25 protein-coding genes are annotated in these 25,795 nt (G+C 71.0%); 14 read left to right on the top strand and 11 right to left on the bottom strand.

Going from position 1 to position 25,795, the window contains the following annotated elements:
- Positions 1–3: 3 nt before the first annotated feature.
- From ABZ928_RS38570 to ABZ928_RS38560, 3 genes are read left to right on the top strand one after another with little or no spacing between them, the layout of a single operon-like run.
- Positions 4–948, top strand: a complete 945-nt coding sequence (locus ABZ928_RS38570) for an ABC transporter permease (protein ID WP_361529335.1) — start codon at positions 4–6, stop codon at positions 946–948.
- Positions 945–2,705: a dipeptide/oligopeptide/nickel ABC transporter permease/ATP-binding protein gene (locus ABZ928_RS38565; RefSeq protein WP_361529332.1), complete on the top strand. Its 1,761-nt coding sequence runs from the start codon at positions 945–947 to the stop codon at positions 2,703–2,705. The genes ABZ928_RS38570 and ABZ928_RS38565 overlap by 4 nt, the downstream gene beginning before the upstream one ends.
- On the top strand, positions 2,702–3,517 hold the full coding sequence (locus ABZ928_RS38560; protein ID WP_361529329.1) for an ATP-binding cassette domain-containing protein: 816 nt from the start codon (positions 2,702–2,704) through the stop codon (positions 3,515–3,517). The genes ABZ928_RS38565 and ABZ928_RS38560 overlap by 4 nt, the downstream gene beginning before the upstream one ends.
- A gap of 213 nt (positions 3,518–3,730) precedes the next feature.
- Here ABZ928_RS38560 and ABZ928_RS38555 read toward each other — a convergent pair whose 3' ends face one another.
- Positions 3,731–4,123 (bottom strand): hypothetical protein, encoded by a 393-nt coding sequence (locus tag ABZ928_RS38555; RefSeq protein WP_361529326.1) that lies wholly within the window; start codon positions 4,121–4,123, stop codon positions 3,731–3,733.
- 159 nt (positions 4,124–4,282) lie between these two features.
- Between ABZ928_RS38555 and ABZ928_RS38550 the strand changes: the two genes are divergently transcribed.
- Together ABZ928_RS38550 and ABZ928_RS38545 are read left to right on the top strand one after the other, a co-directional pair.
- Positions 4,283–5,098 carry a phosphotransferase gene (locus ABZ928_RS38550; RefSeq protein ID WP_361529323.1) on the top strand — a complete coding sequence of 272 codons (816 nt, stop codon included), beginning with the start codon at positions 4,283–4,285 and terminating at the stop codon, positions 5,096–5,098.
- 115 nt (positions 5,099–5,213) lie between these two features.
- Positions 5,214–5,912: a Type 1 glutamine amidotransferase-like domain-containing protein gene (locus ABZ928_RS38545; RefSeq protein ID WP_361529320.1), complete on the top strand. Its 699-nt coding sequence runs from the start codon at positions 5,214–5,216 to the stop codon at positions 5,910–5,912.
- Positions 5,913–6,092: 180 nt separating this feature from the next.
- On the opposite strand, the gene ABZ928_RS38540 is transcribed toward ABZ928_RS38545, so the two are convergent.
- The gene (locus ABZ928_RS38540) at positions 6,093–6,662 is read right to left on the bottom strand and encodes a TetR family transcriptional regulator (protein WP_361529317.1); all 570 of its coding nucleotides are present in this window, start codon (positions 6,660–6,662) and stop codon (positions 6,093–6,095) included.
- Between the two features lie 135 nt (positions 6,663–6,797).
- On the opposite strand from ABZ928_RS38540, the gene ABZ928_RS38535 reads away from it, so the two are divergent.
- Entirely contained in the window at positions 6,798–8,063 is a 1,266-nt protein-coding gene (locus ABZ928_RS38535) for an MFS transporter (protein WP_361529314.1), read from the top strand.
- A gap of 9 nt (positions 8,064–8,072) precedes the next feature.
- Positions 8,073–8,837: an SDR family NAD(P)-dependent oxidoreductase gene (locus tag ABZ928_RS38530; protein ID WP_361529311.1), complete on the top strand. Its 765-nt coding sequence runs from the start codon at positions 8,073–8,075 to the stop codon at positions 8,835–8,837.
- Between the two features lie 166 nt (positions 8,838–9,003).
- Here ABZ928_RS38530 and ABZ928_RS38525 read toward each other — a convergent pair whose 3' ends face one another.
- The gene (locus tag ABZ928_RS38525) at positions 9,004–9,750 is read right to left on the bottom strand and encodes an SDR family oxidoreductase (RefSeq protein WP_361529308.1); all 747 of its coding nucleotides are present in this window, start codon (positions 9,748–9,750) and stop codon (positions 9,004–9,006) included.
- A gap of 266 nt (positions 9,751–10,016) precedes the next feature.
- Between ABZ928_RS38525 and ABZ928_RS38520 the strand changes: the two genes are divergently transcribed.
- Positions 10,017–11,705 carry an MFS transporter gene (locus tag ABZ928_RS38520; protein WP_361529305.1) on the top strand — a complete coding sequence of 563 codons (1,689 nt, stop codon included), beginning with the start codon at positions 10,017–10,019 and terminating at the stop codon, positions 11,703–11,705.
- Between the two features lie 13 nt (positions 11,706–11,718).
- The gene (locus ABZ928_RS38515) at positions 11,719–12,117 is read left to right on the top strand and encodes a nuclear transport factor 2 family protein (RefSeq protein WP_361529302.1); all 399 of its coding nucleotides are present in this window, start codon (positions 11,719–11,721) and stop codon (positions 12,115–12,117) included.
- 28 nt (positions 12,118–12,145) lie between these two features.
- On the opposite strand, the gene ABZ928_RS38510 is transcribed toward ABZ928_RS38515, so the two are convergent.
- The gene (locus tag ABZ928_RS38510; protein WP_361529299.1) at positions 12,146–12,925 is read right to left on the bottom strand and encodes an IclR family transcriptional regulator; all 780 of its coding nucleotides are present in this window, start codon (positions 12,923–12,925) and stop codon (positions 12,146–12,148) included.
- A gap of 138 nt (positions 12,926–13,063) precedes the next feature.
- Here ABZ928_RS38510 and ABZ928_RS38505 point away from each other — a divergent pair, with 138 nt between their 5' ends.
- The 5 genes from ABZ928_RS38505 (at position 13,064) to ABZ928_RS38485 (ending at position 18,483) form a co-directional block, all read left to right on the top strand.
- A complete protein-coding gene (locus ABZ928_RS38505) occupies positions 13,064–14,251 on the top strand; it encodes an FAD-dependent monooxygenase (RefSeq protein WP_361529296.1) in 1,188 nt (395 codons plus the stop codon).
- The gene (locus tag ABZ928_RS38500; RefSeq protein WP_361529293.1) at positions 14,248–15,231 is read left to right on the top strand and encodes an NAD(P)-dependent alcohol dehydrogenase; all 984 of its coding nucleotides are present in this window, start codon (positions 14,248–14,250) and stop codon (positions 15,229–15,231) included. The genes ABZ928_RS38505 and ABZ928_RS38500 overlap by 4 nt, the downstream gene beginning before the upstream one ends.
- 195 nt (positions 15,232–15,426) lie before the next feature.
- Entirely contained in the window at positions 15,427–17,121 is a 1,695-nt protein-coding gene (locus ABZ928_RS38495; protein ID WP_361529290.1) for a thiamine pyrophosphate-binding protein, read from the top strand.
- The gene (locus tag ABZ928_RS38490; protein WP_361529287.1) at positions 17,118–17,912 is read left to right on the top strand and encodes an SDR family oxidoreductase; all 795 of its coding nucleotides are present in this window, start codon (positions 17,118–17,120) and stop codon (positions 17,910–17,912) included. The genes ABZ928_RS38495 and ABZ928_RS38490 overlap by 4 nt, the downstream gene beginning before the upstream one ends.
- Before the next feature lie 22 nt (positions 17,913–17,934).
- Positions 17,935–18,483 (top strand): VOC family protein, encoded by a 549-nt coding sequence (locus tag ABZ928_RS38485; RefSeq protein ID WP_361529284.1) that lies wholly within the window; start codon positions 17,935–17,937, stop codon positions 18,481–18,483.
- Positions 18,484–18,545: 62 nt separating this feature from the next.
- On the opposite strand, the gene ABZ928_RS38480 is transcribed toward ABZ928_RS38485, so the two are convergent.
- The 7 genes from ABZ928_RS38480 to ABZ928_RS38450 all read right to left on the bottom strand — a co-directional run bounded on the left by ABZ928_RS38480 (position 18,546) and on the right by ABZ928_RS38450 (position 25,669).
- A complete protein-coding gene (locus ABZ928_RS38480; protein WP_361529281.1) occupies positions 18,546–19,484 on the bottom strand; it encodes an intradiol ring-cleavage dioxygenase in 939 nt (312 codons plus the stop codon).
- Positions 19,485–19,495: 11 nt separating this feature from the next.
- Positions 19,496–20,551 (bottom strand): maleylacetate reductase, encoded by a 1,056-nt coding sequence (locus ABZ928_RS38475; protein WP_361529867.1) that lies wholly within the window; start codon positions 20,549–20,551, stop codon positions 19,496–19,498.
- Positions 20,551–21,147 (bottom strand): nuclear transport factor 2 family protein, encoded by a 597-nt coding sequence (locus tag ABZ928_RS38470; protein WP_361529278.1) that lies wholly within the window; start codon positions 21,145–21,147, stop codon positions 20,551–20,553. The genes ABZ928_RS38475 and ABZ928_RS38470 overlap by 1 nt, the downstream gene beginning before the upstream one ends.
- Positions 21,148–21,380: 233 nt before the next feature.
- Entirely contained in the window at positions 21,381–22,871 is a 1,491-nt protein-coding gene (locus ABZ928_RS38465) for an aldehyde dehydrogenase (RefSeq protein ID WP_361529275.1), read from the bottom strand.
- A gap of 141 nt (positions 22,872–23,012) precedes the next feature.
- Positions 23,013–23,414, bottom strand: a complete 402-nt coding sequence (locus ABZ928_RS38460; protein ID WP_361529272.1) for a nuclear transport factor 2 family protein — start codon at positions 23,412–23,414, stop codon at positions 23,013–23,015.
- Entirely contained in the window at positions 23,411–24,373 is a 963-nt protein-coding gene (locus ABZ928_RS38455) for a PDR/VanB family oxidoreductase (protein ID WP_361529269.1), read from the bottom strand. The genes ABZ928_RS38460 and ABZ928_RS38455 overlap by 4 nt, the downstream gene beginning before the upstream one ends.
- A gap of 9 nt (positions 24,374–24,382) precedes the next feature.
- A complete protein-coding gene (locus ABZ928_RS38450) occupies positions 24,383–25,669 on the bottom strand; it encodes a Rieske 2Fe-2S domain-containing protein (RefSeq protein ID WP_361529266.1) in 1,287 nt (428 codons plus the stop codon).
- Between the last annotated feature and the right edge of the window lie 126 nt (positions 25,670–25,795).

Genomic DNA, 25,795 nt, shown 5'->3' with positions numbered 1-25,795 from the left:
CCCATGACGCTCTATGTGCTGCGTCGCCTGACCGCGGGCCTCGTGCTCGCGGTCCTGGTGACCATGATCACGTTCCTGCTGCTCAGCACCTCCTTCGACGACGTCGCGAGCAGCGTCCTCGGCAACGGCGCCACGCCCCAGCAAGTCGTCGCCCAGAAGGCCCGGATGGGCCTGGACCGGCCCCTGGCGGTCCAGTACGCCGACTGGCTCTCGCACGCCGTCCGCGGTGACCTCGGCGCCTCCTACTTCACCAGTGAGCCGGTCCGCTCCGCGATCACCGCCCGGCTCGGCGTCACCCTGTCCATCGTCGTCGTCGCCCTGCTGGCCACCTCGGTCATCAGTGTCGCCCTCGGGGTGGCCGCCGCCGCGCGCGGTGGTGCCGTCGACCGCTTCGCACAGGCCGCCGCGATGACCGGCTACCTCGTCCCGAGCCTGCTCGTCGCCATCGCGCTGGTCTACGTCCTGGCCATCAAGCTGCATGTGTTCCCGGCCACCGGCTACACGGACTTCGGCGAGAGCCCCGCCCGCTGGGCGAGCAGTATCGCCATCCCCGTGGTCGCCCTGATGATGGGCGGGGTCGCGAGCCTGACCTCGCAGATCCGCGGCGCCATGATCGGCGAACTGCGCAAGGACTACGTCCGCACCCTGCGCACCCGGGGCATCCCCACCCGCTCCATCGTGCTGCGCCACGCCCTGCGCAACGCCGCCGGACCGGCCCTGACGGTGCTGTCCCTGGAGTTCATCCAGATGCTCGGCGGCGCGCTGATCATCGAGCAGATCTTCGCTCTGCCCGGCTTCGGCCAGTACGCGTTCAACGCCTCCCTCCAGGGCGACGTGCCGATCATCATGGGCATCAGCCTGTTCGGTGTGCTGCTCGTCGTGGCCGTCAACCTCGTCGTCGATCTCCTGGGCGGCTGGCTCAACCCGAAGGCGAGGATGACGAGTTGACAACGCCGAACGCCGGCACGCGCCGCCGCTCGACCCTGCGGCGGCTGCTCTCCGACCCGCTTGCCGTCGCAAGCGCCGGCCTGCTGATCGTCATCGTGCTGCTGGGGCTGCTCGCCCCCGTCCTCACCGGCCACGGCGCCAACGAGGCGAACCTGGACGCCGTCAACGCAGGTGTCGGCGACCACGGTTACCCGCTCGGTGGGGACAAGAGCGGACGCGACATCTACGCCAGACTCCTGTTCTCCATCAACACGAGCGTGGTCTCGGCGCTCATCGGCACGAGCATCGCCCTGGCGATCGGGATCACGTCCGGACTGGTCGGAGGGTACTTCGGCCGGCGCGTGCGCGGAGTCACCGAGTGGCTGTTCAGCCTGATCATGACGTTCCCCGGGCTGCTCCTGCTCATCGTCCTGATGCCGGTGACCAAGGGCGACTACAAGGCCACCATGCTGATCTTCGGGGTGCTGCTCTCCCCGGGCGTCTACCGCCTCGTACGCAACTTGGTCCTCGGCGTGAGGAACGAGCTGTACGTGGACGCCGCCCGGGTGTCGGGACTGCCCGACCGGCGGATCCTGCGGCGGCATGTGTTCACGGTGGTGCGCGGTCCTGTGGTCATCGCCACGGCGTTCCTCGCGGGATCCTCGATCGCCGTCCAGTCGGGCCTGGCCTTCCTGGGCGTCGGCTCGAACACGGTGCCCAGCTTCGGCGCGATGATCTCCGAGGGGTTCTCCAACCTGTACGAGGAACCACTGCAGTTCCTGTGGCCCAGCCTCGTGCTCGGCGTCATCACCGCTTCGCTGGTACTGCTCGGAAACGCGCTGCGGGACGCTCTGGAGGGCGGCCGTCCCAAACCGGTCCGGATCGTCACCGCGACCGAGTACCGGCCACCGGCCACCCAGGCGGCCTCCGTCTCCGGACTGCTCACCGTGGAGGACCTGGCCATCGCCTACCCGACGCCGACCGGCGAACTCAAGGAGGTCGTCAGCGGCGTCACCCTCAGCGTCACGGCCGGGGAAACCCTCGGCCTGGTCGGCGAGTCCGGCTCGGGCAAGACACAGACCGCGTTCGCCGTGCTCGGCGTACTGCCCTCGGAGGCGGTCGTCACCCGCGGTTCGATCCGGCTCGACGGCCGTGAACTGCTCGGCCTGAGCGAGCGCGAACTGCGCGCGGTGCGGGGGACGTCCATCGCGTACGTGCCTCAGGAGCCGATGTCCAACCTGGACCCGTCCGTCACGGTGGGCGCCCAGCTGGTCGAGGGGGTGCGCGCCGCGACGCCCATGCCGAGGGACGAGGCCCGGGAACGGGTCCTGGCGCTCCTCGCCAGGGTCGGCATCCCCGACCCCGAGCGCACCTTCCGCTCGTACCCGCACCAGATCTCCGGCGGCATGGCACAACGGGTCCTCATCGCCGGCGCCGTCGCCGGCAAACCCCGGCTGCTCATCGCCGACGAACCGACCACCGCCCTCGACGTCACCATCCAGGCGGAGATCCTCGACCTGCTGCGCGACCTCCAGAAGGACCTCAACATGGCCGTACTGCTCGTGACCCACAACTTCGGCGTGGTCGCGGACATCTGCGGGCGCGTGGCCGTCATGCGGGAGGGCACGGTCGTGGAGACCGGCTCGACGAAGGAACTGTTCGCCGCGCCCCAACACCCGTACACGCGCGGCCTCCTGGACTCGATCCTCGACGAGACCACACTGCGCACCGACCCGCCCGCCGCGTCCGTGGGCGCGCTCGAGAAGGAGATCCGATGACCACCCTGCTGGAGGTGAGCGACCTGTGCGTCACCTACCCGGGACGGGGCTTCAGGGCCCGCCCGCACGAGGTTCTGCACGGTGTGTCGCTCACCGTGGGCCAGGGCGAGACCCTTGGCGTCGTCGGCGAGTCCGGCTCCGGCAAGACGACCATCGGCCGGTCCGTGCTCGGCCTGGCCACGCCCAGCGGCGGCACGGTCCGCTTCCGGGGACACGACATCACCCACGCCGGGCGCAAGGAACGGCGCGCGCTGGCCCGGGACATCCAGGTGGTGTTCCAGGACCCGTACTCCTCCCTCAACCCGGCCCTCACCATCGGCGACATCCTCGGCGAGCCGCTGGTCGTGCAGGGCACCGCGGCGGGTGAGGCCCGGCAGCGGGTCGCGGAGCTGCTCGACCAGGTCGGGCTGCCGAAGGACGCGGCCCAGCGGCTGCCCCGGGAGTTCAGTGGCGGCCAGCGCCAGCGCGTCGCCATCGCCCGAGCGCTGGCGCCCGCCCCCCAGCTCATCGTCTGCGACGAACCCGTCTCCGCCCTCGACCTCACCACCCAGGCCCGCGTTCTCGAACTCCTCATCGACATCCAGCGGCGCACCGGCGTCGCCTACCTCTTCATCTCGCACGATCTGGCCGTCATCCGGCACATCAGCCACCGCGTCAGCGTCATCCACCGGGGCGACATCGTCGAGACCGGACCGGCGGGCGAGATCACCACCACCCCACAACACCCCTACACACAAAGGCTGTTGCTCGCCGCCCCGGTCGCGAACCCGGCCGAACAGCACCGCCGGCGCGCGGCACGGCAACATCTGTGACCCGCGCTTCGCACCACGTCCCCCGAGTTCCGCACCGTCCGCGTCATGAGGTCCCCCCGGCCGCCGTGCCTGCCAATGAACTTGGCGACCGCGCAACGAACTGAGGTGGCTGCGTACGGCTTCGGCGCCGGGCACACTCCTGTCGCTGCCGGTGATGTCGAGGCGGCCGGCCATCAGATGGCGTGCGGCTGCTTCGACGGTGACGCCGACGACTCAGCTTGACTTCAGCGCCAACATGGCCGCCGCCTCGACGATCCGCAGCCGGACCGTGATGCCGTGCTCGGCGCCCAGCCGCTCGCGCAGCACCGCGACGGCGAACCCGGCGTCATCGACGAAGAGACCGAGCCCGGCAACCGCGGCCAGGCCGGGACTCCTGGCCGATGCTGGCCAGCAGCGCGACCACGGCAGCCCGGTCAGGCGTGGCCGAGTCCGCGACCCGCTCGAACAGGAAGAAAAGGCTGCTGCCGTGGGCGGGAACACGCTGCCCTGGTGGTGGACCGCGCCGTAGAAGCGGTCGAGAGCCTCGCGGCGTATCCCGGCGTCCGGGGAGCGCAGCGCCGTCAGCAGGGTCGGCACCTCCTCGGCCGAACCGTACGCGTGCTCCATCGACGCCCAGTCCCTGTCATGAAGTCCCCGGAACCGCAACCACCGGGTCCGGAACGAACCGAAAGGTCTCAGCGAGTGCGGCTGATCGGGCCCGGTCGTGCAGCCGCCTGCCGCCTTTTTCGGCACGATCCCGGCCGACCTGACGGTAGCGTGATCGAAATGACGGCTGAGGGCGGGACAGCAGAGGGCGAAGCCCTGGTCGGTGGCATGGTGAACACGGGTGCGGTCTTCCGCCACGGCGCCCTGGTGGAACGCCCGGCTCCGCGCACCGCGCGCGCCCTCCATGCCCATCTCCTCGCGCTCGAAGAGCAGGGCTTCGACGCGGCGCCGCGGCCGATCCGTCTCACCGCCGACGGCCGAGAGCAGCTGACCTTCCTCCCCGGCGACGTCCCTCTCCCGCCGTTTCCGCGCTGGGCGATGACCGAGACCGCGTTGAGCTCGGTGGGCAGCCTGCTGCGGCGCCTGCACGACGCGAGCGCGGCCATCGCGGTTGACGCATCCGCCGAGTGGCCGCGGTCTCTGGCCGACCCGGAGGGAGGGACGATGCTGTGCCACAACGACGTGTGCCCGGAGAACGTCGTCTTCCGCGACGGCCAGGCCGCGGCCCTGATCGATTTCGACCTGGCGGCCCCCGGCCGGCCGGTGTGGGACGTCGCCATGACCGCCCGCTACTGGGTGCCCATGCTCGATCCCACGTCCGCGGCAGGTTTCTATCCACCCGGGCTGGATGCCCCGGTACGCCTCCGGATCCTCGCCGACGGCTACGGCCTCTCGCCGCAGGAGCGCGCTGAACTGCCCGGCGTCATCGAACAGGCCACCGCGTCCTGCCGGGCCTTCGTCGCTCACCGCGTGGCCGACGGTGACCCCGTCTACCTCCAGGCGTTGTCCGAGCGCGGTGGCTGGCAGCGTTGGGACCGCATCCAGAAGTGGCTGACGGCGCACCGCGAGTTGTTCACGGCGGCCCTGTTGGCATGAGGAGCTCAAGGTGAGGCGCGGGACAAGTACCCCTTCCTGATACGGCCACGGCGCGACGGCACGGGCGCGTCCAGGCGTCGTTGCACCCGCCCGTCAGCCGTGCTTGGCTCACCCGATGAACCTTCTGCTGACGGCGAGTGGCCTGAGTAACGAGACGCTGCGGGACGCACTGCGGGACATGCTGGGCAGGCCGTTCGGGTCGGCGAACGTCGTGTACGTGCCCACGGCATCGGTCGCCGAGCCCGGGGACCACGGCTGGTTCATCGCGGACATGAACCGGCTGCACGGGCTGGGCTGGCGGGAGTTCGACGTCTTGGAGCTCAACGGCCTCCCCCGGCAGCTGGTGCTCGACCGGCTGCTCAACGCCGACGTCATCTACGTCGGGGGCGGCAACCACTACCACCTCGCCCGCAGCATCACCGGCAACGGCCTGGCCGACGGCTTCCTCAAGGCGCTGGAGAGCCGGGTCTATGTGGGATTCAGCGCCGGATCAATGATCTTCAGCCGTCATCTCACCGGTCACTCCGCCGACGTCATCGGGGACACCGCGGACCTCCATGTGCTCGGCGCGACGACCGTGGAGCCGCCGTTCGGCCTCTTCGACTGGTATCTCAAGCCCCACCTGTACTCACCGGACTTCCCCGAGCGGGACGACGCCTGGGCCGATCGCATCGCAGCGCGTGCCGACTTCCCGATCTACTTCATCGACGACGCCACGGCCGTTCGCGTCAGGGACGGCAAGCTGGATGTCATTTCTGAAGGCCGGTGGCGGCGGACGACACCTCGCGCGCCGAGGAGGCCGGTGGGGAGTTGAACGATGGCGACAGGGCGGTCATGGTGCTCGCCATGATGGACGGACCGCGGATCCAGGCCCTCCTCGATCCCCCGCACGATCCGCCCCTCGCACGATCCGCTCCGGCTGCTGAAGCCGTTCATGCGGAAGGGCATCACTGCGCCCGACGGCACGTAGCCGCACTCCCGGTGCCGGTGTCCCTCAGCCTGCGTCGCGCTCGCCCGCCGAAGGAAGCGCCGCCACCGCCCGGGCGATCTCCTGGCGGAGTCGGTCCATGCCGTAGTCCGGGCCGAGCACCATCCGCCGCAGCTGCGGCATGGCGACGCTCCAGCTTGCCAGGGCGAGAGTGAAGAACACACGCGCACGGGCGTCCTCGTCCGGCGCGCCGGCCTGCGCGGCGGTCACCTTGTCGCCGTAGTGCGCGGTGCGCTCCTCCTCCGCGGGGACCGGTCCGTCGCCGACCTCCAGGGCCTCCCACATCACCAGGCGGAGAGCCTCGGGGTGCGCCCGGTGGTACTCGAAGAGCCGCTCGGCGTAGCCGGGCAGGTCCTCCGACGGGGGGACCGCCTCGGCCAGTTCGGCGAGGCGACGCTCCAGGACGACAGCGAAGAGTGCGTTCTTGTCGCCGAAGTAGTCGTAGAGCGCGCGCTTGTTGGCCCGGGCCGCGGCGGCGATGCGGTCGACGCGGGCGCCGGCGACTCCGTGAGCCGCGAACTCGGCGGTCGCCGCCGTGATGATGCGCTCTTTGGTGGCCGCGGAGTCGTATGCCATGCGCCCATGCTAACGAACTGGTTCGTTTGACCTGTCTGACGCGGCGTGCGACGCTGGACGAGTCAACCGAACCATCTAGTTCGTTCGATCGGTCCCACGGGACCGTTCGCACGTCGACAGGAGCACTCGGTCGTCATGCCCCGTGACACGCCCAGCCCGTCCCTCGCGCCGACGGACCTCGGCCGCAGGCTCCCCGTCGTCATGGCCCTGGCCTGCGGTGTCACCGTGGCCAACGCCTACTTCCCGCAGGCCGTCACGCCCCTGGTCGCCCGTGGTCTCGCCGTCTCCGAGACCACGGCCACGACCCTGGCGACGCTGACCCAGCTCGGTTACGCCGTCGGAATCTTCCTGCTCGTGCCGCTGGGAGACCGCCTGCCCCGGCGACCGCTGATCACCGTGCTGCTGGCGGTGACCAGCCTGGCCCTGCTGACCGCGGGTCTCGCCCCCGGAACCGGCCTGCTGTTCGCCGCCGGCACGCTCGTCGGCCTGGCCACCGTGGTGCCGCAGATCCTCCTTCCCATGGCGGCCGGGCTCGTCGAACCCGAGCGGCGCGGCCGTGTGATCGGCACTCTGCAGGCCGGGCTCATCGGCGGCATCCTCCTGGCCCGCGCCTTCGGCGGCGTCCTCGGCGAGCACCTGGGCTGGCGGGCCCCTTATCTGGTCGCCGCCGCGCTCACCGCGCTGCTCGCCGTGGTGCTCGGCGCCGCCCTGCCGACAACAGTCCCGGCGGTCCGCGACAGCTATCCAGCACTGCTGTCCGACACCCTGCGCATGCTGCGTACGGAGAGGAAACTGCGCCGGTCCGTGCTCTTCCAGATCACCGTCTTCGGCGGGTTCAGCGCCGCCTGGACCGCGGTCGCACTGTTGGTCACCGGGCCGCGCTACGGCATGGGCACGCAGGCCGTAGGGGTGCTCGCCCTGGTCGGCGCGGGCAGCATGTTGTTCGCTCCCGCCGCCGGGAAGTGGGTGGACCGGTACGGCCCGGACCGCGTCAACCTGTGGTGCGTCGGGGCCGGGCTCGCCGCGGCGGGGGTACTGGCAGCCGGCGCGCTCGGTGGCGCCGCCGGGCTCCTGGCTCTGGCCGCCGGGCTGCTGCTGATCGACGTGGCCGTGCAGTGCGGCCAGGTCGCCAACCAGGCCCGCATCTTCAGCCTGCGCCCGCAGGCCCACAGCCGACTCAACACGGGCTACATGACCTGCTCGTTCCTCGGCGCGAGCGCCGGATCATGGCTCGGTACCCGCGCCTACACCCACCTCGGCTGGTGGGCGGTCTGCGCCCTCATCGCACTCGCGGTGGCGTCGGCCGCCGTGGTGTACGTGGCCGGGAGCCGCGAACGACACAGCACGCATCCGCTGCACCCGGCTGTGCCGGACCACCAGCAATCGCAGCGACTCACCTGAGGACACCTGATGAACGACATCTCCCCCACCCCGCTCGCCGGCCGCACCGCACTGATCACCGGAGGCTCCGGCGGCATCGGAACCGCCGTGGCCCTGCGCCTCGCGGACGCCGGAGCCCGGATCGCCCTCGCGTACGGCAGCCACGGCCAGGACGCCGAGGAGACCGTCACCCGGATCAACGCGCTTCACGGCTCCGGCCGGGCGGTCAGCCTCCAGGCCGATCTGTCCGAGGCGACGGCCGCTGCCGAACTGGTCGACCGCGCCTCCCTCGCTCTCGCCCCCGTCGACGTGCTCATCGCCGGAGCGGGCGTCGGAAAGCAGCTGGCCTGGGCCGACGTCGACGCCGACACGTGGGACACCACCATGGCCGTCAACGTGCGCGCGCCCTTCCTCATGGCGCAGGCCGCCCTTCCCGGGATGGTCGAGCGCGGCTGGGGCCGCGTCCTGTTCATCTCGTCGATCGCGGCCCTCAACGGCGGCATCATCGGCGCGCACTACGCCGCCAGCAAGGCCGCCCTGCACGGGCTGACCCACTCCTTGGCGGCCGGTGTCGCCGCAGCCGGCGTCACGGTCAACGCCCTGGCCCCCGCGCTGGTCGGAGGCACCGGGATGCTGCCCGCCGACGCCGGCGAGGGCGGGAAACTGCCCGCGCCCATCCCGGTCGGACGTCTCGGGACGCCCGACGAGGTCGCCGCCATGGCCACCTCGATGGTCACCAACGGCTATCTCACCAACAAGGTGATCACGCTGGACGGCGGCCTCCATCCCCGCTGAACCCGCGGGCCGACGCCGCCCTCGAACGGGCCCGGCCAGTTGCGCCTCACAGCCGCGCCCGCGTCCGGTGGGCACCGACAAGTTCCAGGCGACCGGGACGCCGACCACCACCGTCGACGGCCGCACCTGCCCGCCGTCCGGTAGCGCGCCACCATGAATCCCCGTCCTAGCGGCGCGTGCTCCCACCGTCCGCGACAACCAGCTGCCCCGTGATGAACGCGGCGTCGTCGGAGGCGAGGAACGCCACGACGCCGGAGACGTCGGCCGGCAGCTGGACGCGCTTGATGTCCTGGCCCCGCACGGCGTGCTCGAAGAAGGCCTCGTCCGTGTTGGCCACAGCAGCGGCCGTGCGGACGAGGCCCGCCGCGACGCCGTTGACCGTGATGCCGTGGGCGGCGAGGTTGGCGGACAGGACCGAGGTGAGTCCGTTCAGGGCGCCCTTGGCCGCGACGTAGGAGACGAAGGGTGGCGGCGGGGTCCAGTAGCTGGACGACGTGATGTTGATGATCCGTCCCGCTTTGGACTCCTTCAGCTGCGGCAGGAACGCCCTGGAGGCCAGGAAGGGTCCGTCGACGTTGACGGCGAAGGTGCGGCGCCAGTCTTCGTAGGTCACCTGGTCGATGTCCGCGAGCAGGACGACGGCGGCGTTGTTCACCAGGATGTCGGCGCCGCCGAGTTCGGCGCCGACCCGCGCGGCGAACTCCTGGACCGCGGCCTCGTCGGACACGTCGACCTTCTCGCCGAGGAACCGCCGGCCGGTCGCCGCGACGAGTTCCCGCGTCTCGTCCGCCGGGTCGAGATCCGCGACCGCGATGTCCGCGCCCTCCGAAGCGAGTCGGCGGGCGATCTCCTGCCCGATGCCGGCGCTGCCCCCGGTCACGACGGCCGTCCGTCCCGTCAGTCTGCCCGCCATGGCTCATCACTCCTCGCTTCGGCCCGCGCGGGCCGTCACTGGATCGTGCGCCGTAGGGCCGCCGGCGGGAGCCGCTTGTCCGTCCAATGAACATGTCCGTTGAGCGTGACGGGCGTCACTTCCTACGTTGTCGCTGCTCGCTGGTCCGTCACCACGCCGAGCCTCCGCATCAGGTCTGGCCGAAGGGCCGCGAAGAAGCATTCACAGCAGGGGCCGGTGGCGGACGCCGGTTCCGTCAGCAGCGCTTGGCGCGCAAGGAGTCGTCCATGGTTCAGACCGATTCGCCCCGTGCGACACGGGGAGAGGGTGACAGATACACCCTGGGACGCGGCACTTTGGCCGCGGTGGTTCTCGCCGTGTGCCTCGCGCAGATGACCCTCTCCGTGCCCTCGCTCATCACCGGGCTGATCCAGCAGGATCTCGCGCCGTCCTCGGCGCAGCTGACGTGGATCGTCGACGCCTTCTTCATCCCCGTCGCCGCGCTGGAACTGGGTTTCGGAGTGTTCGGTGACCTCTTCGGCCGCAAGCGCCTGCTCGTCGGGGGCGCCGCCCTCATCGTCGCGGGCTCGGCTCTGGCGGTCCTGGTACCGGGCGAAGGGTCCTCCACCGACACCCGGGTGACGCTGCTGATCACCGCCCAGGTCCTCAGCGGCGTCGGAGCCGCAGCCATCTTCCCGACGAGCCTCGCCATGGTGGCGGCCGGCACGCACACCACCGCCACCCGCGCGCGTGGCGTGGCCGTCTGGGCCGCCGCGCTGTCGATCGGCGGCTTCCTCGGCCCGCTGCTCGCCGGCGTCGCCGCCAAGATCCACACCGGTTGGGACGGGACCGGGAACTGGCGCTGGGCCTACGTCGGTGTCCTGGTCATCGCCGCGATCAGCGTGCTCCTTTCACTGCTCCTCGCCCAGAACTCCGCCTCCCCGAAGTGGCGTTCGCTCGACTGGCCGGGGCAGATCACCGCCGCGCTCGGCCTCTTCGCCCTGCTGTACGCGGTGATCCAGGGCCCCGAGAGCGGCTGGGGCAGCCCGCGGATCGTCATCGCGTTCATCGCCGCGGGCGTCTTCCTCGTGCTGTTCGTCTTCGCGGAGGGACGCGCGGCCGAACCGCTCCTGCTGCTGAGCGCCTTCAAGAACCGGGCGTTCGCCGTGAACTCGGTCGCCACCGTCATCGGCATGTTCGGCTTCCTCGCGATCATGTACTCCACCAGCATCCGCCTCACCAGCGTCCAGGGCTTCAGCCCACTCAAGTCCTCCGTCGCCTACCTCTTCTTCGGAGGCATCGGCTTCGTACTGCTGCCCCTCACGTACAGGCTGCTGGAGCGCTTCAACCCCCGGTGGGTCCTCTTCGCCGGCCTGAGCCTGATCGGTGTCGGCGGGCTGTGGTTCGCCACAGTCCCGGCAAGTGACCGGGCGCTGACGTCCATCGTCGGACCGCTGATCCTCGCCGGTGTCGGATCGGGACTCGCCTTCGCCGCCATGAGCGCGGTCGCCGTCAACTCGCTGCCCAACCATCTCGCCGGGATGGCGAGCGGTGCCACGAGCACGTTCCGGGATCTCGGGTTCGCCTTCGGTCCCGCGATCGCGGGCGCGGTCGCGCTGAGCCAGGCCGCCAAGGAGATGGCCCGCGAAGTCGCCGCCAATCCCGCCCTGAGCAAGGCCTACGCGGCCTTCCAGGCCGCTCCGGACCATGCGCCCGCGGACCAGAAACCGCAACTGGAGGCGGCCGTTGACGCCGTGGCCTCGGGCCCGCTCGGCGCCAACTCGGTGCCGGCCACCGTCACTTCGCCGGACGGTCAGGTCATCCCCTTCAACCCGCTCAAGGACGTCGCCTTCCAGGCCCTCAGCAACAGCTACTCCCACGCGTACGTGCTCGGCGGCGTGGCCGCACTCGTGGCGGCGGCGCTGACGCTCCTGGGTGGGCGCGGCGGTCCGCAGGAGACGCATCTCGACGACTGACAGGAGTCGCACCATGACCATCGCACATCCGGAAGCCGGCACCGCCACGGTCGCCGAGGCCGAGGCGGCGTGGCTGATCGCGCTCACGCAGGGCGACGAGGAGCAGCGTGCGCTCATGCTGGCCGACTGCGTGATCGTCCACGGCCCGGTCGGCAACGTGCACGACCGTGAACGCTTCCTCGACTACAACGCGTCCATGGGAGCCACCCTCAAGGCCGAGACCAGCAACGTGACGTGTCAAGAGCGGGAGGGACGGGCCGTCGTGACGTGCCATCAGAAGATGAGCATCAGGCGCGTACCGGATCTGCCGCCGTTCCTCGTGCAGGCCGTGGCCACCCGGGTGTGGTTCGCGACCGACGAGGGCTGGCGCCTGGGCCATATGCAGCTCTCCCGGCGCCAGCCGTCCGTATGACGCGCCGGTTCCCCCGCTTCGCGGGCGGTCACGAGGTGCGGAGGGGAATGCCCGGCCGCCATCCCAGGCTCCTGGACAGTCCCAGTCCGCTCGCGACCAGCGAGGGAACCGCCGCCTGGAGTTTGATGGACCCGGCGGCCACCACCACCGACAGCGCCGCGACGACCTTGCCGGTGCCGTCGATGATCCGGGTCGCGACCGACTCGGCCCCCTCGCTGAGCTCCTCCTTGACGACGACGGTGCCGGTCGCCCGGCAGGACGCCAGTTCGCGGCGGAGTTCGGCGGGGTCCACGATCGTCCTGGGCGTGAAGCGCTGGAGTCTTCCCGCCAGCACCTCGTCGATGAAGGCCGGGCTGCTGTGGCTCAGCAGCACCTTGCCGACACCCGAGCAGTGCAGCGGCAGCAGGCCGCCGACCTGCGAGGTCAGGCCGACGGCGTTGACTGCCGACAGCCGTTCGATGATCACGGCCTGGTCGCCCTGGAGGACGGCCAGCTGCACATGCTGGCGCAGCGCCGTGTACAGGTCCTCGACGAACGGCTGCGCGGCGCTGCGGAGTGTCTCGGCGCGCGGCGCGAGGGTCCCCAGGCGCCACAGTGGCAGGCCGATGGCGAACCGGTTGTCGGTGGTGCGCTCCAGCGCGCCGACCTCGACGAGTTCGAGGGTGAGGCGCCTGGCGGTGGCGTGCGGCATGCCGGTACGCCGGACCAGGTCGGCGAGGCTCAGTTCGGTGTTGTTGGGGTCGAAGGCGAACAGCAGGTCCCACAGCCGGGAGCTGACTGACCGTCCGGGTTCGTTGGCGCGAGGCATGGGCCTCTCCTCTGCGGCTCGTGACCCCACTCACCCTACCCACGATGTTCGTTGGATGGATAGATCTGTTCTATCAACGCACATCACGGCGGACGCTTGCGTGCAGCCAGCCCTCAAGGCCAACGGGAGTGAAAGACCATGAGCACAGCACACGGCCCCAAGATCGCGATCCTCGGTGGCGGTATCGGGGGTCTCGCCGCCGCCGCGTTCCTGCATGACCAGGGCTTCGAGAGCGAGGTCTACGAACAGGCCGCCGCCCTCACCGAGGTGGGCGCAGGCCTGGTGATCGCCCCCAACGCCGCCCGCCTGCTCCGCCGCCTCGGCGTACTGGACCGGTTCGTCGAGCGGGCCGTGCGCATGGAGATCGGCTGGGAGTTCCGGCGCTGGGAGAACGGCGCCGTGCTCTCCGCGGAGAACCTGGAGGAGGGCTGCATCAGCCTGTACGGCGAGCACACCTACGCCGCCCACCGCGCCGACCTCCTGGGCGCCCTGCGATCGGCCGTCCCCGAGCGTTCGATCCACCTGGGCAAGCGCTGCGTCGCGGTCGAGTTCGAGGACGACCGGGCGGTGCTCCGCTTCGAGGACGGCGAGACGGTGCGACCGGACATCCTCATCGGCGCCGACGGCATCCACTCCCGCGTGCGCGGCGCCGTCGTCGGCCCCACACACGCCCGGGAGTCCGGCATCTGCGCCTTCCGGGCTCTCGTACCGGCCGACAAGGCACCCGAGTTCGCCCGGCGGCGCGCCCAGACCCTCTGGATCGGCCCCGACCACCACCTCGTGCACTATCCGGTCTCCGGCGAGGAGTACGTCAACCTCGTCGCCTTCGCCCCGGCCGGGACCGACAGCGTCGAGTCATGGACGGCCACCGCGACGGTCAGGGAACTCCTCGACGAGTTCGCAGGCTGGGATGCGCGCCTGGTGGAGCTGATCAGGGCCGCCGAGACCCCGGGACGCTGGGCCCTGCTCGACCGCGAGCCCCTCCACCACTGGAACCGAGGCAACGCGACCCTCCTCGGCGACGCGGCCCACCCGATGTTCCCGTTCTTCGCCCAGGGCGCCGCCCAGGCGATCGAGGACGCGGCGGCCCTCGCCCTCTGCCTCGCCGCGGACCCCGACGCCCCGGTCCGGGCGCTGGGCCGCTACGAGGAACTGCGCCGCCCCCGCACGGCACGCCTCCAGGAGGTGTCGCACGGCAGGTCGCACATCAACCACCTCCCGGACGGCCCCGAGCAGCAGGAGCGCGACCGGTCGTACGCACAGTCCGACCCGCTGCGGACGAACGGCTGGATCTACGCCTACGACCCTGAGGTCGCCCTCTCATGAAGATCACCGCCGCAGTGTCCCGCGAGGCCGCGACCGTCCCCGGGCTCGAAGAGGTCGATCTGGAAGATCCGAGGCCGGACGAGATCCTCGTGCGCGTCGTGGCCACCGGCATCTGCCACACCGACATCAACGCGCACGAGGGCCGCGGCCTGCCCGTGCCCCGCCCGATCGTGCTCGGACACGAGGGCGCGGGAATCGTGGCGGCGGTCGGCGCCGGCGTGACACGTCTCGCGCCCGGCGACCACGTGGTGCTCTCGGGCAACTCCTGCGGTACGTGCCCGCGTTGTCTCGACGCACGGCCCACCGACTGCCGGCAGGCGATGCGCGTAGCCTTCGGCGGAGCCCGGCTCGACGGCAGCTCCCCGGTCACCCGGTCCGGGGAGCGGGTCGCGGCGATGTTCTTCGGACAGTCGTCCTTCGCGACGTACGCGCTGGCACCGGCCCGCAGCGCGGTCCTGCTCCCCAAGGACGTGCCCCTGCACCTGACGGGACCGCTCGGCTGCGGCGTCATCACGGGCGCCGGGTCGGTCCTGGAGGCGTTCCGGCTCCGGCCCGGGCAGTCGATCGCGGTGTTCGGCACCGCGGGCGTGGGCCTCGCGGCCGTGATGGCGGCCCGCCTCGCGGGCGCCCGGCGTGTAGTCGCCGTGGACGTCAACCGGCCTCGGCTCGAACTCGCCGTGGAGCTGGGCGCGACCGACGCCGTACCGGGCGACACCGGCGCCGACAAGGAGTTGCTGCGGATCGAGCCCGACGGCTTCGACTTCGCGTACGTCACCGCGAACGCGCCGTCCACCGGTTTCCTGCCGGCCGGCGGTCGCAAGCTGCAGGGGATCATCGGCGGCTCGGCCAACCCCCACGTCCTGATCCCCCAGCTGGTCGAGTACTGGAGGGCGGGCCGGTTCCCCTTCGACGACTTCGCCACGGCGTGGACGCGGACCGCCGAGGGCCACGTGATCAAAGCCGTGCTCAGGATGCCGTAGAGCTGAGATCGCTTCCGCGAACCGCCCGGCCCGGCGGTCGCGATCCGCCGCTGTCGATCAAGGTGTTGACCGTCCAACGAACACTGCCATTGTCCCAGGCCAGGAGGGGTCGGAGACTCCGGTACGGGGCCGGGCACGTGGCCCCTCCCCCACATTTGTCGAAATCTTGAATCGCCCAGAGAGGCGGACCATCGAATGGCAACCGCAACCGGTAGCGCACTCGTCGTTCGGACCCTTCAGCGAGCCGGAGTCACCGTGGCCTTCGGGCTGCCCGGAGCGCACATCGACGGCATCCTCCAGGACTCCCTGGACGCCAAACTCCGCGTCGTCGACGTGCGCCACGAGGTGAACGCCGGGCATGCCGCCGAGGGATACGCGCGCGTCACCGGGGATCTGGGGGTCGCCGTCGTCACGGCCGGCGGCGGCTTCACCAACGTCCTGACCTCGATCGCCAACGCCCATCTGGACCGCACCCCCGTGCTGTACATCGCCGGCTCCGGTCCGCTGGAGACGGACCAGGTCAACGACCAGCAGGCCGGTTTCGACCAGGTCGCCATGGCCACCCCGGTGACCAAGTTCGCGCACCGCGTCACCCGCACCGAGCTGATCCCCCGCCTGGTCGCCCAGGCGGTCCGTACCGCGCTGTCAGAGCCCAGGGGCCCGGTGCTCCTCGACATCCCCTGGGACGTCCTGCGCCAGTCGGTGGACGTCGACGAGGTCGACGACTACCGCGTCCAGGTCGACGGCACCGGCGTCTCCCCCGCCGGTGCCGTCGACCGTGTCCTCCAGGCGCTGAGCACCGCCCGGCGCCCGGTCGCGCTGGTGGGCAAGTCCTTCGTGACCGACGAAGCCCGCGCGCAGTTGCACGCGTTCGCCGCCGGTACCGGGGTGCCCCTGTTCTCCGACTGGGAGGGTCTCGGCGCGATCGCCGGCTCCGACCAGCAGGTCGGTCTCGTCCAGACCCTCGCCACCGTCCCTGCGGACGAGCGCCCCGACCTGGTCCTGATGCTCGGGCTGCGGTTCGGCATGACCACCCAGTTCGGCACCGGCCGACTGCTCCCCAAGGGCGCCCGGCTCTTCCAGATCGACCCCGACGGGCGCGAGCTCGGCCGGTTGCAGGACGTCGAACTCGGCGTCCAGGCCGACCCGGTCGGCACGGTCGGTCTGCTGAACGAGCGGCTGGGCGACACGCCTGTCCCGTCGGGCCGCGACGCGTGGCTGAAGACCCTGCGGGACATCTCGGCCACCCGCCGCTCCGCGCTCGCCGCCGAGACCGACGACCACGAGGGCGCGATCCACCCCTACCTCGCGGTCCGCACGATCGCCGAGAGCGTCCCCGACGAGGCGACCGTCGTGGTCGACGGCGCCCTGACCGAGCTGTGGCTCTCCGAGACGATCGCGCTCGCGCCGCTGGCCCACTACCTCGGGCACGGCTATCTCAGTGCGATGGGCAGCAACTTCGGTGTGGCGCTGGGCGCGCAGTACGCGGCCGCCGACAAGGCGACGATCCTCGTCACCGGCGACGGCGCGGTCGGCTACAGCCTCGCCGAGTTCGACACCCTGGTCCGGGCCGGGCTCCCGGTCGTCGTGATCGTCCTCAACAACCGGGCCTGGGGCGCCACTTTGCACACCCAGCAGTTCATCTTCGGCGAGGACCGCGTCACCAACAACCGCCTGGAGAACGGCTCCTACAGCGCGGTGGCCCGCGCGCTCGGCGCGGACGGCGTCGACGTGACGGAACTGGACCAGCTGCGCCCGGCGATCGAGGCCGCCCTCGCGGCCCGCCGGCCGACCTGCATCGACGTACGCGTGAGCCTCGCCCCCATCCCTCCGGAGGAGCGCGTCCTCAACGGCGGGGCTCCGTTCGGGGGCATCGAGGTGGACGCGTGAGCCGCGACCTGCCGCCCGTCGAGGACCGGCGGCAGCGCTTCCTCGGCAAGACCTGCCTCGTCACCGGCGGCAGTCGGGGACTGGGCCTGGCTGCCGCACGGGCGTTCGCGCGCGAAGGCGCGCGCGTGGTCATCATCGCGCGCGACCCCGACCAGTTGAAGACCGCGAGCGAGCTGATCGGCGACGGCACGGTCGCCGTCTCCGCGGACCTCTCCTCCGTGGCCGGCATCAAGGCCGCGCTCACCGAGGTCGCCGCGCACGTCGACCGGGTCGACGCCGCCTACATCAACGCCGGACAGGCGGGCATCAAGCGCCTCGACGATCTGGACGAGGCCACCTGGGACACGGTGTTCAACACCAACGTCAAAGGCCCGTTCTTCTTCATGCAGGGCCTCAAGCCTCTGCTCATCCCCGGCGGCGCGGTCGTCTTCTGCGGCTCGGCGGCCGGCCGCCGGGCCAGCGCGGGAACCGCCGCGTACGGGACCAGCAAGGCCGCGCTGGAGCACCTGACCCGCGTCCTCGCCGCTGAGGTCGTCGAGGAGGGCATCCGGGTCAACATCGTCATTCCGGCCGGTATGAACACCGACATCGCCGCCCGTACGACGGGCCTGCCGCCCGGCGGAGCGGACGCCTTCCGCGAGCGGCTCAGGCTCAGCACCCCGTTACTGCGTGAGGGCGAACCGGAGGAACTCGCCGAGGCCGTCCTCTTCCTGGCCTCGTCCGAGGCCAGCTACATCACCGGTACGGCACTCCTCGTGGACGGCGGCCTCACCGGCTTCCTCCGTCCCTAGGCATAGCGAGAGGCAGGTCACTGTGGAGTTCCCCTTCGGTCAGCCGACCCACGCCGTCGTCCAGGTCGCCTACACGGTCCCCGACCTCACCGCCGGGATGCGCTGGTGGACGGACGAACTCGGCGTCGGACCCTGGTTCGTGAACGCCAGGATCGGCGGGGAGGGCTCCACCTACCGCGGTGCGCCGGGGAAGGCCGAGTTCACCCTCGCCCTCGCCTTCTCCGGCCACTTCATGGTCGAGCTCGTCCAGACCCTCGACGACGAACCCTCCATCTACAAGGAGGCCCGCGAACACCACGGCCACGGCTTCCACCACGTCGCCAGGATCGTCCCGGACGTCAAAGTGGAGGTCGCGCGTCGTACGGCGCTGGGAGCGACGGTCCTCTTCCATGACCTGCCTCCGGGCGGTGACGTCTACTTCCTGGACGGCGGCGCGGACGCCCCGGGAATGATCGAGCTGGTCCAGGACAGCCCGATCACACGCGAGATCTTCACGGCTGCCTGGCGGGCCTCGGTCGGCTGGGACGGTTCGCGACCGGTGCGTGACTTCGCGGAGCTGCTGCCGAACTGACCAGGCGGCGGGCGTGACTGAGGGGCGGTCCCGTGGGACCGCCCCTCAGTCGTGTGTCGAGGTCAAACCCCCGCAGGAGCCAGGACGATGTCGAAGCGCACCCGGCTCCACGTGCCGTCCACGACACGGCCGTCGGGTGTGGGCGTACCCGCGGGCTGCCTCTCGAATCGCTTGATCAGCGAGTCCTTCACCCCGAAGACGGTGTCCTTGCGGCCGATGGGATCGCCCTCGGGGAAGATGTGCGTCACCAGCGTGCGCGCCCCTTCGTGGGACACCATGAAGTGCAGGTGGGCGGCGCGCAGCGGCGAGCGGCCGACCGCGTCGAGCATCTGGCCGACGGGCCCGTCGTTCGGGATGGGGTACGGCGTCGGGGTGAGCCCCCAGAAGCGGTAGCCGCCGTCGGCGTCGGTGAACAGGTGGGCCCGCCCGGCGCGTTTGCCGGCGTCGTACTGCACGTCGTAGAGCCCGTCCTCGTCGGCCTCCCAGACCTCGATCCGCGCGCCGGCGAGCGGGGTGCCGTCGGTCGCGGTGACGGTGCCCTCGACCCAGCAGGGTTCGCCGGGGGCGCCGAAGGCCAGGTCCTCGCCGAGTTCGATGCGGGGGGCGTCCTCGACGAAGAAGGGCCCGAAGACGGTGGCCTCGGTGGCGCCCTGGTAGGCCTGGTTGTTGACGTTGATCGTCTGCATGCTCGCGCCGAGAGTGTCGGACAGCAGGATGAACTCCTGCCGGACGTCGTCGGTGATGTGGCCGGCCCTGGTGAGGAATTCGATGGCCGCGCCCCACTCCTCCTCGGTGAGCCGGACCTCGCGGACGAAGGAGTGCAGGTGCCTGACCAGCGAGACCATGAGCTCCTTCAGCCGCGGGTCGCCGCACGCGCCGAAGGAGGCCACGACGTCGTCCACGAGCCGCTGCTCGACCGCCCGTTGCTCCGCTGACACCTCTCGGTGGACGACGACGTCGGCACCGGCCTCGACCGAGCCGGGGTTGACGTAGGTAGCCATGACGGCCTCTTTCAGTCGATCGGGGTACCGGCCCACGCCGCCTTCAGCAGCGCGGTCAGGTTCTCGTCGGTGACGGGGGTGGGGTTGTCGGCGGGGATCGCCTTGGTGATCGGCTCCAGTGCCTTGGCGATGCCGGCCTCGGGCATGCCGAGGTCGCGCAGCGCGCGCGGCGCGTCCAGCGTCCGGCGCAGGGCGGCCAGACCGGCGTTCGCCGTGTCGGTCCCGAAGGCCCGGGCGACGCGGGCCTCGGCCTCGGGCGCGTGCGGGGCGTTGAAGGCCAGCACGTAGGGCAGGACCACCGCGTGGGTCTGGGCGTGCGGGAGGTTGAACATGCCGCCGAGGACATGGCAGATCTTGTGGTGCATCCCGGATCCGGCCGAGGCGAAGGCGACCGCGGCGAGGTAGGCGCCGTACAGCGTCTGCTCGATACCGGTGAGCCCGGACGGGTCTCCGGCCACCGCCGGCAGACCGGTCGCCAGCGCGCGGATGCCTTCCTGTGCCAGTGCCCGGTCGATCGGGTCGGCGCGCGGGCCCCACATCGAGTCCACGCAGTGCGCCAGCGCGTTCAGACCGCTGGCGACGGTCAACTCGCCGGGCAGGGTGGTCAGGAGGGCGGCGTCGTACACGACCGACGCGGGCAGCACCCGGTCGTCCACGCCGGTGGTCTTGGTCTCCCCCTCGGTCAGGCCCCAGACGTTGGTCGCCTCGGAGCCGGCGTAGGTGGTGGGTACCGCGACGATCGGCAGTCCGGTGGTCAGCGCCACCGCCTTGGCCAGGCCCGTGGTCGAGCCGCCGCCGACGCTGACCAGAATGTCCGCGCCCGCGTCGGAGGCCGCGCGAAGGGCTCGCCCGGCGACTTCGACCGGTACGTGCATCACGACCTCTTCGTGACGCAGTACGACCGGGATCTCCTTGGCGATCGGGTCGGCCAGTTCCTTCTCGCGGTCCGAGGCGATCAGCATGGCCTTGGACCCGCCGAGTGCCTCGACCTCCGCCGCCACCGCGGCGGGTGACTCGCCGGCCGCGAACACCACCCGCTGGGGAAGGGTCTGGTGGGTGAAGCTCATCAGGCTTCCGTCAGCCATCGCTCGCCTTCCGAGTAGAGCAGTTCGACCGCCGCGCCGGTGAGACCGGGCAGGCCGTCCTTCACGGTGAAACCGGCCTTGGTCTGTACGTAGGCCAGGTGCCGGTAGCCGGCCGGGAAGCGGTTCAGGAGGCCGGGATCCAGCGTCAGCCGGGCGGCCGGGTCGACGGTGTCGAGCCGGTCCTTCTCGTAGATCGGCTGTCTGCGGACGAGGGTCCAGCGCCCCTCGTGGCGGGCGAGGAAGTCGTAGAAGCGGCCGGTGCAGACGACGTCGACCTCGACGCCGTCGACGTCGGCGCGCTGACTGATGGTCATCTTCGTCTGGGCGACGGCCCGGTCACCGGAGATGTCCGCGGTGTGGCCGCCCAGGAAGTGGAGGATGCTGACGCCGTTCTCGAAGCCCTCGCGGCTGGCCTTGATGAAGTCGGGTGCGCTGCCCTGGAACCAGGTGGCGTTCATCCAGCCGTCCCGCGGGTGCCACACCGTGGCGAAGCGGGTCCAGTCCCCGGCGTCGCGCCACAGTGCCCAGTTCTCGACGAGCTGCCGGATCTCGTGGCGGTCGGTGTCCGCCTGCGGCATAGGTGACTCCTTGGAGGGGAGACCCCTGGTGGAGGGGTCTCGTCAGACGGACCGGAGGAACTCCTCCAGCTCTCGGGTGAGTTGCTGTGCGGCTTCCGTCTCGCGGGTATCCACGAGCCATGCCGCTGCCGTCCCCGGGCAGAACGCCGCGGCGAGAGACCACACCCAGGGGAGCGAGGCCCCGGAGCGCGGCGCACGCCGTGGAGCGTGCGCCCTTTGGCCTCGTGGCTTCATCAGATGGGGTAGTGACGGGATCCGGACTGGAGGGTGATCCAGCGCAGTTCGGTGAACTCCTCCAGCGCCGCGCGGGAGCCGAAGCGGCCCCAGCCACTGGCGCCGACGCCGCCGAAGGGCATCTGGGGTTCGTCGTGGACGGTGGCGCCGTTGACGTGGCAGATGCCCGACTTGATCCGGCGGGCCACGTCCAGTGCGGCTGCCGCATCCTTGCCGAAGACCGCCGCCGAGAGCCCGTACTCGGTGTCATTGGCGACGGCGACGGCCTCGTCTGTCGAGTCGACCTCGATGATCGAGACCACAGGTCCGAAGGTCTCCTCCTGGTAGACGCGCATGTCCGGCGTGACCCCGCGCAGCACGGTGGGCTTCACGAACAGGCCGTCGGCCGTGCCGCCGGTGAGGACCTGGGCGCCCTTGGCGCGGGCGTCCTCGATCAGCTCGACCACGTGGTCGCGGGCGGCGGCGTGGACCAGCGGGCCGATCTGTGAGGCGGGGTCGCTCGGGGGTCCGACGACCAGCTTGGCGGCCCGCTCGGCGAGGCGGGAGGAGAGCTCGTCGGCGACAGCCCTGTTCACGATGACGCGCTCGGTGGACATACAGATCTCGCCCTGATTCATGAAGGCACCGAAGCTCGCCGCCGCGGCGGCCTCCTCCAGGTCCGCGTCGGGAAGCACCAGGAAGGGTGCCTTGCCGCCCAGTTCGAGGACGACCCGGGTCAGGTGGCGGCCGCCGAGTTCGCCGATGATGCGGCCGACCCGGCTGGAGCCGGTGAAGTTGACGCGGGTCACGGCGGGGTGGGCGATGAGGGCCTCGACGACGGCCGGGCCGTCCTCGGGCGCGTTGCTGATGAGGTTGACCGCTCCGGCGGGTACACCGGCGTCGTGCAGCACCTGGACGATGGCGGCCTGGGTGAGCGGCGTCTGCTCGGAGGACTTCAGGACCACGGTGTTGCCCCACACCAGCGGCCACACGACGGCGCGCACGCCGAGGATCAGCGGCGCGTTCCAGGGCGCGATGCCGACGACCACGCCGACCGGCTGGCGCACGGCGAGGGCGGTGAGGCCGGGCACGTCGGACGGGATGACCTCGCCGACGGCAGCGTAGGCCTGGGCTGCGGCCTCGACGAGCATGCCCTTGGCGACGTGCACGTTGAAGCCGCACCACGGGAGGGTGGCGCCCATCTCACGGCTCATCGTGGCGACGATGTCGTCGGCGCGCTCGCCGAGCAGCGCGGCCGCCCGCTCCAGCACCGCCCGTCGTGCGGCCGGTGGCAGGCCCGACCACTCCGGCAGAGCGGCGGCCGCCGCGTCCACCGCGAGGTTCACGTCGTCGACGCCGGCCGCCGCGACCCGGGCGACGGGTTCGCCGGTCAGGGCCTCGACGGTCTCGAAGTAGCGGCCGTCCTTGGCCGCGACCTGCTCGCCCGCGATGAGGAGGTCGCTGGTCCGGACCGCTCCGGACGGGGGTGCCTCTATCTCAGTGGCTGACATGGTGTTGCCTCACCTCCACAACAGCGGCGGACGCCGCGCGAACCTTCATGTCGAACTCTCTGCGGCCGACCGTCCGCCCTGAAGCCCGTTGTCCGTTCATCGAACAGCGGGGTCGGGCGGGGCGGTCGGCTCTCCGTCACGTCAGACCGGCGGCATGCGCTTGGCCTGGTGCAGATGTGCCAGGCGCCAGCCCTCCGGGGTCTCCTCCCACACCCGAGTCACCGTTTCCTGAACGGGGAAGGCCGGCAGGTTCTCGTCGAAGACGATGTGCATCTCCTGGAGGCAGGTGGTGATGGCGGTGTTGCCGCGCACCGTGATGCTGAGCTCCTCGGCCTTCGCGAAGACGTGCCGGCGGCGGGTCCAGGTGAAGTGGGCGAAGGTCTCGGGGTCGTCGATCTTCCCGACCGGACCGTGGATCGCCCGGCCGTCCTTCGACATGAGGGCGGTCATGGCCTCCTCGCCCTCGGTGAGCGCCGCGAGCCAGGCGGCCTCCGCCTGCTCGATCGCCCGGACGGTGGTGGGTGTGGGGGATGCGGTGGTCACAGGTCCAGCTCCAGAGTCGGTGAGAGGGCGCGCGACGAGCACGTGGTGAACATGCCGTCGGCGCGTTCCCGGTCGGTCAGGATGTCGTCGCGGTGGTCGGGCTCTCCGGCGAGCACGCGCACGATGCACTCGCCGCAGATGCCCTGTTGGCAGGAGTAGGGGGCGTCGACGCCGTGGGCGAGCAGGACGTCGAGGACGCTGTCGCCCTCCTTGACCTCGTACGCGCCGCCGCTCTTGGCGAGCCGGACCGTGAAGGTCCCGCCGGCCTTGTGCGCCTCGGCGCTCTCCGTCGGCGCGAAGCGTTCCTTGTGGATCGCGTCGGCGGGCCAGCCCCCGGCGAGGGCCGCGGAGATGACGAAGTCCATGAAGCCGCCGGGCCCGCAGACGTAGAGCGCCGTGTCGGGGTCGGGCCGCCCGATGGCGGTGGCGACGGCGAACCGCTGCTCCTGCGGTCCGTCGTCGAAGTGCAGCCGGACGCGCGGGTGGTGCTCCAGCTCGTCGAGGAACGCCGCCTCCGCCCGGCTTCGGGCGCAGTAGTGCAACTCGTACTCCGCGTCGGCGGCCTCCAGCGCGTGGGCCATGGCCAGCAGTGGGGTGACGCCGATGCCGCCGGCCAGCAGCAGATGGCGGCGTGCCGCGTCGGAGACGCCGAATCTGTTGCGCGGAGCGGAGATCCGCAGCCGGTCGCCCTCGCGCAGCCGGTGCATGCCCAGCGATCCGCCGCGTGAGGCGGTCTCGGCCAGCACCGCCAGCCGGTAACGGGTGCGCTCGTGCGGCGGCCCGCACAGGGAGTACTGGCGGACCAGCCCGTCCGAACCGTCCACCAGGACGTCGACGTGGGCGCCGGGGGCGAACTCGGGAAGGTCGGTGCCGTCGGGGCCGACCAGGTCGAGCACCACGATCCGGGCGGTGGCCTCGCGCCGGGCGACCACGATGGTGTCGAGCCACTCGTTGCTCATGGTCGGGGCTCAGATGCCGGCGGCGGCCGAGGCGCTGTCGCCCGCCGGGCGCTTGCCGAGGGTGAAGAGGCCGGACTCGGTGCGGTGGATGTGCGAGGCGTCGCGGACGATGTTGATGGGGTCGCGTCCGGCCTCGACGTCGTCGACCATCGCCAGCAGCATGCGGCGCAGCATGACGACACCGCGGTCCGAGGTGGCCAGGGTCTCCTCCGAGTCCAGGGTGATCGCTCCCTGCGAGCCCTGGGCCTCCGCGTCGCCGGGGAATTGATGGCGTTCCTCGTCGGTCAGTTCGTGGTTCTGCTTGCCGTTCTGCGTGATGCCGATGACGAAGCGGACCATGCGTTCGGGGTCGTTGGTGCGGATGGAGAAGAAGAGCCGGTTGGTGGTGTCGTCGGAGGGAACGAGCCAGAGCAACTGGTCCGGGTTGTCGGGGGTCATCTTCACGTAGTCCGGCAGGCCGAAGATGTTGGGCAGGTGCTGCTCGACCGCGAAGCCGTACTCGGTGACCTCGCCGTCCTCGCCCTCGACCTCGAACCGCTGGATGTACTTCACGCCGTGGTCGGTGCGTTCGTACGTCACGCGGTCGGCGATGGTGTTCGGATCGAAGAAGCTCTCGGGGTAGCCGAAGGTGCCGGTGCCGAGCATCTGGTAGCCGCTGTGGGTGGAGTGCAGCCAGGTGACGTGTACCGGGTCGGCGCCGTTCTCGTACATGTTGAGCCAGTTGAAGTCCGCCGGCATGCCGAGGACGGCGGCGTGCGGGACGGGCCAGCTGGCGAAGTACTTCTCGTCCTCGGCGGGGTTCTCCAGGGCGTCGTAGCGCGGGAGTTCGGGTTTCAGCTCGGGCGGGCCCATGTAGACGAAGACCAGGCCGTAGCGTTCCTGGACGGGGTACCAGGGCTGCCGGGCGGCGTCGCGTCGGCGTCCGAGGCCCGGTTCGCAGGCCTGCTCGACGCAGCGGCCCTCGACGTCGAACTTCCAGCCGTGGTAGCAGCAGCGGATGCCGTCGTCCTCGACGCGGCCGTAGTAGAGGCTGGCGCCGCGGTGGGCGCAGCGCTCGATCACGACACCGGGCCTGCCCTGTCCGTCCCTGAAGACGACCAGGTCCTCGCCCAGGACGCGGGTCTTCTGCGGCAGGGCGCCGGCCAGGAGCGTCTCCGAGCTGGCGATCGGGTGCCAGTAACGGCGCAGTGCCTCGCCCATGGGCGTACCGGGGCCGACCTGGCGCAGGCGGGTGTTGTACGTGGGCTTGGGGCGACCGTAGGCCGTACCTGTGTCGGCTTCGGAAATGGTGGTCATCGTGCTGTCTCCCGTGCGGCTCGGGCGTACAGCCGGTGGCTCGGGCAGGGGTGGTGGGGGATCACCTGCGAGGGCACCGGCATGCACGGTCCTCGAATAGGATTGCGCATTCACATTCGCATTACG

This window comes from Streptomyces sp. NPDC046909, assembly GCF_040644695.1.
Taxonomy (GTDB): Bacteria; Actinomycetota; Actinomycetes; order Streptomycetales; family Streptomycetaceae; genus Streptomyces.
This window is presented reverse-complemented; position numbering and strand designations above follow the sequence as displayed.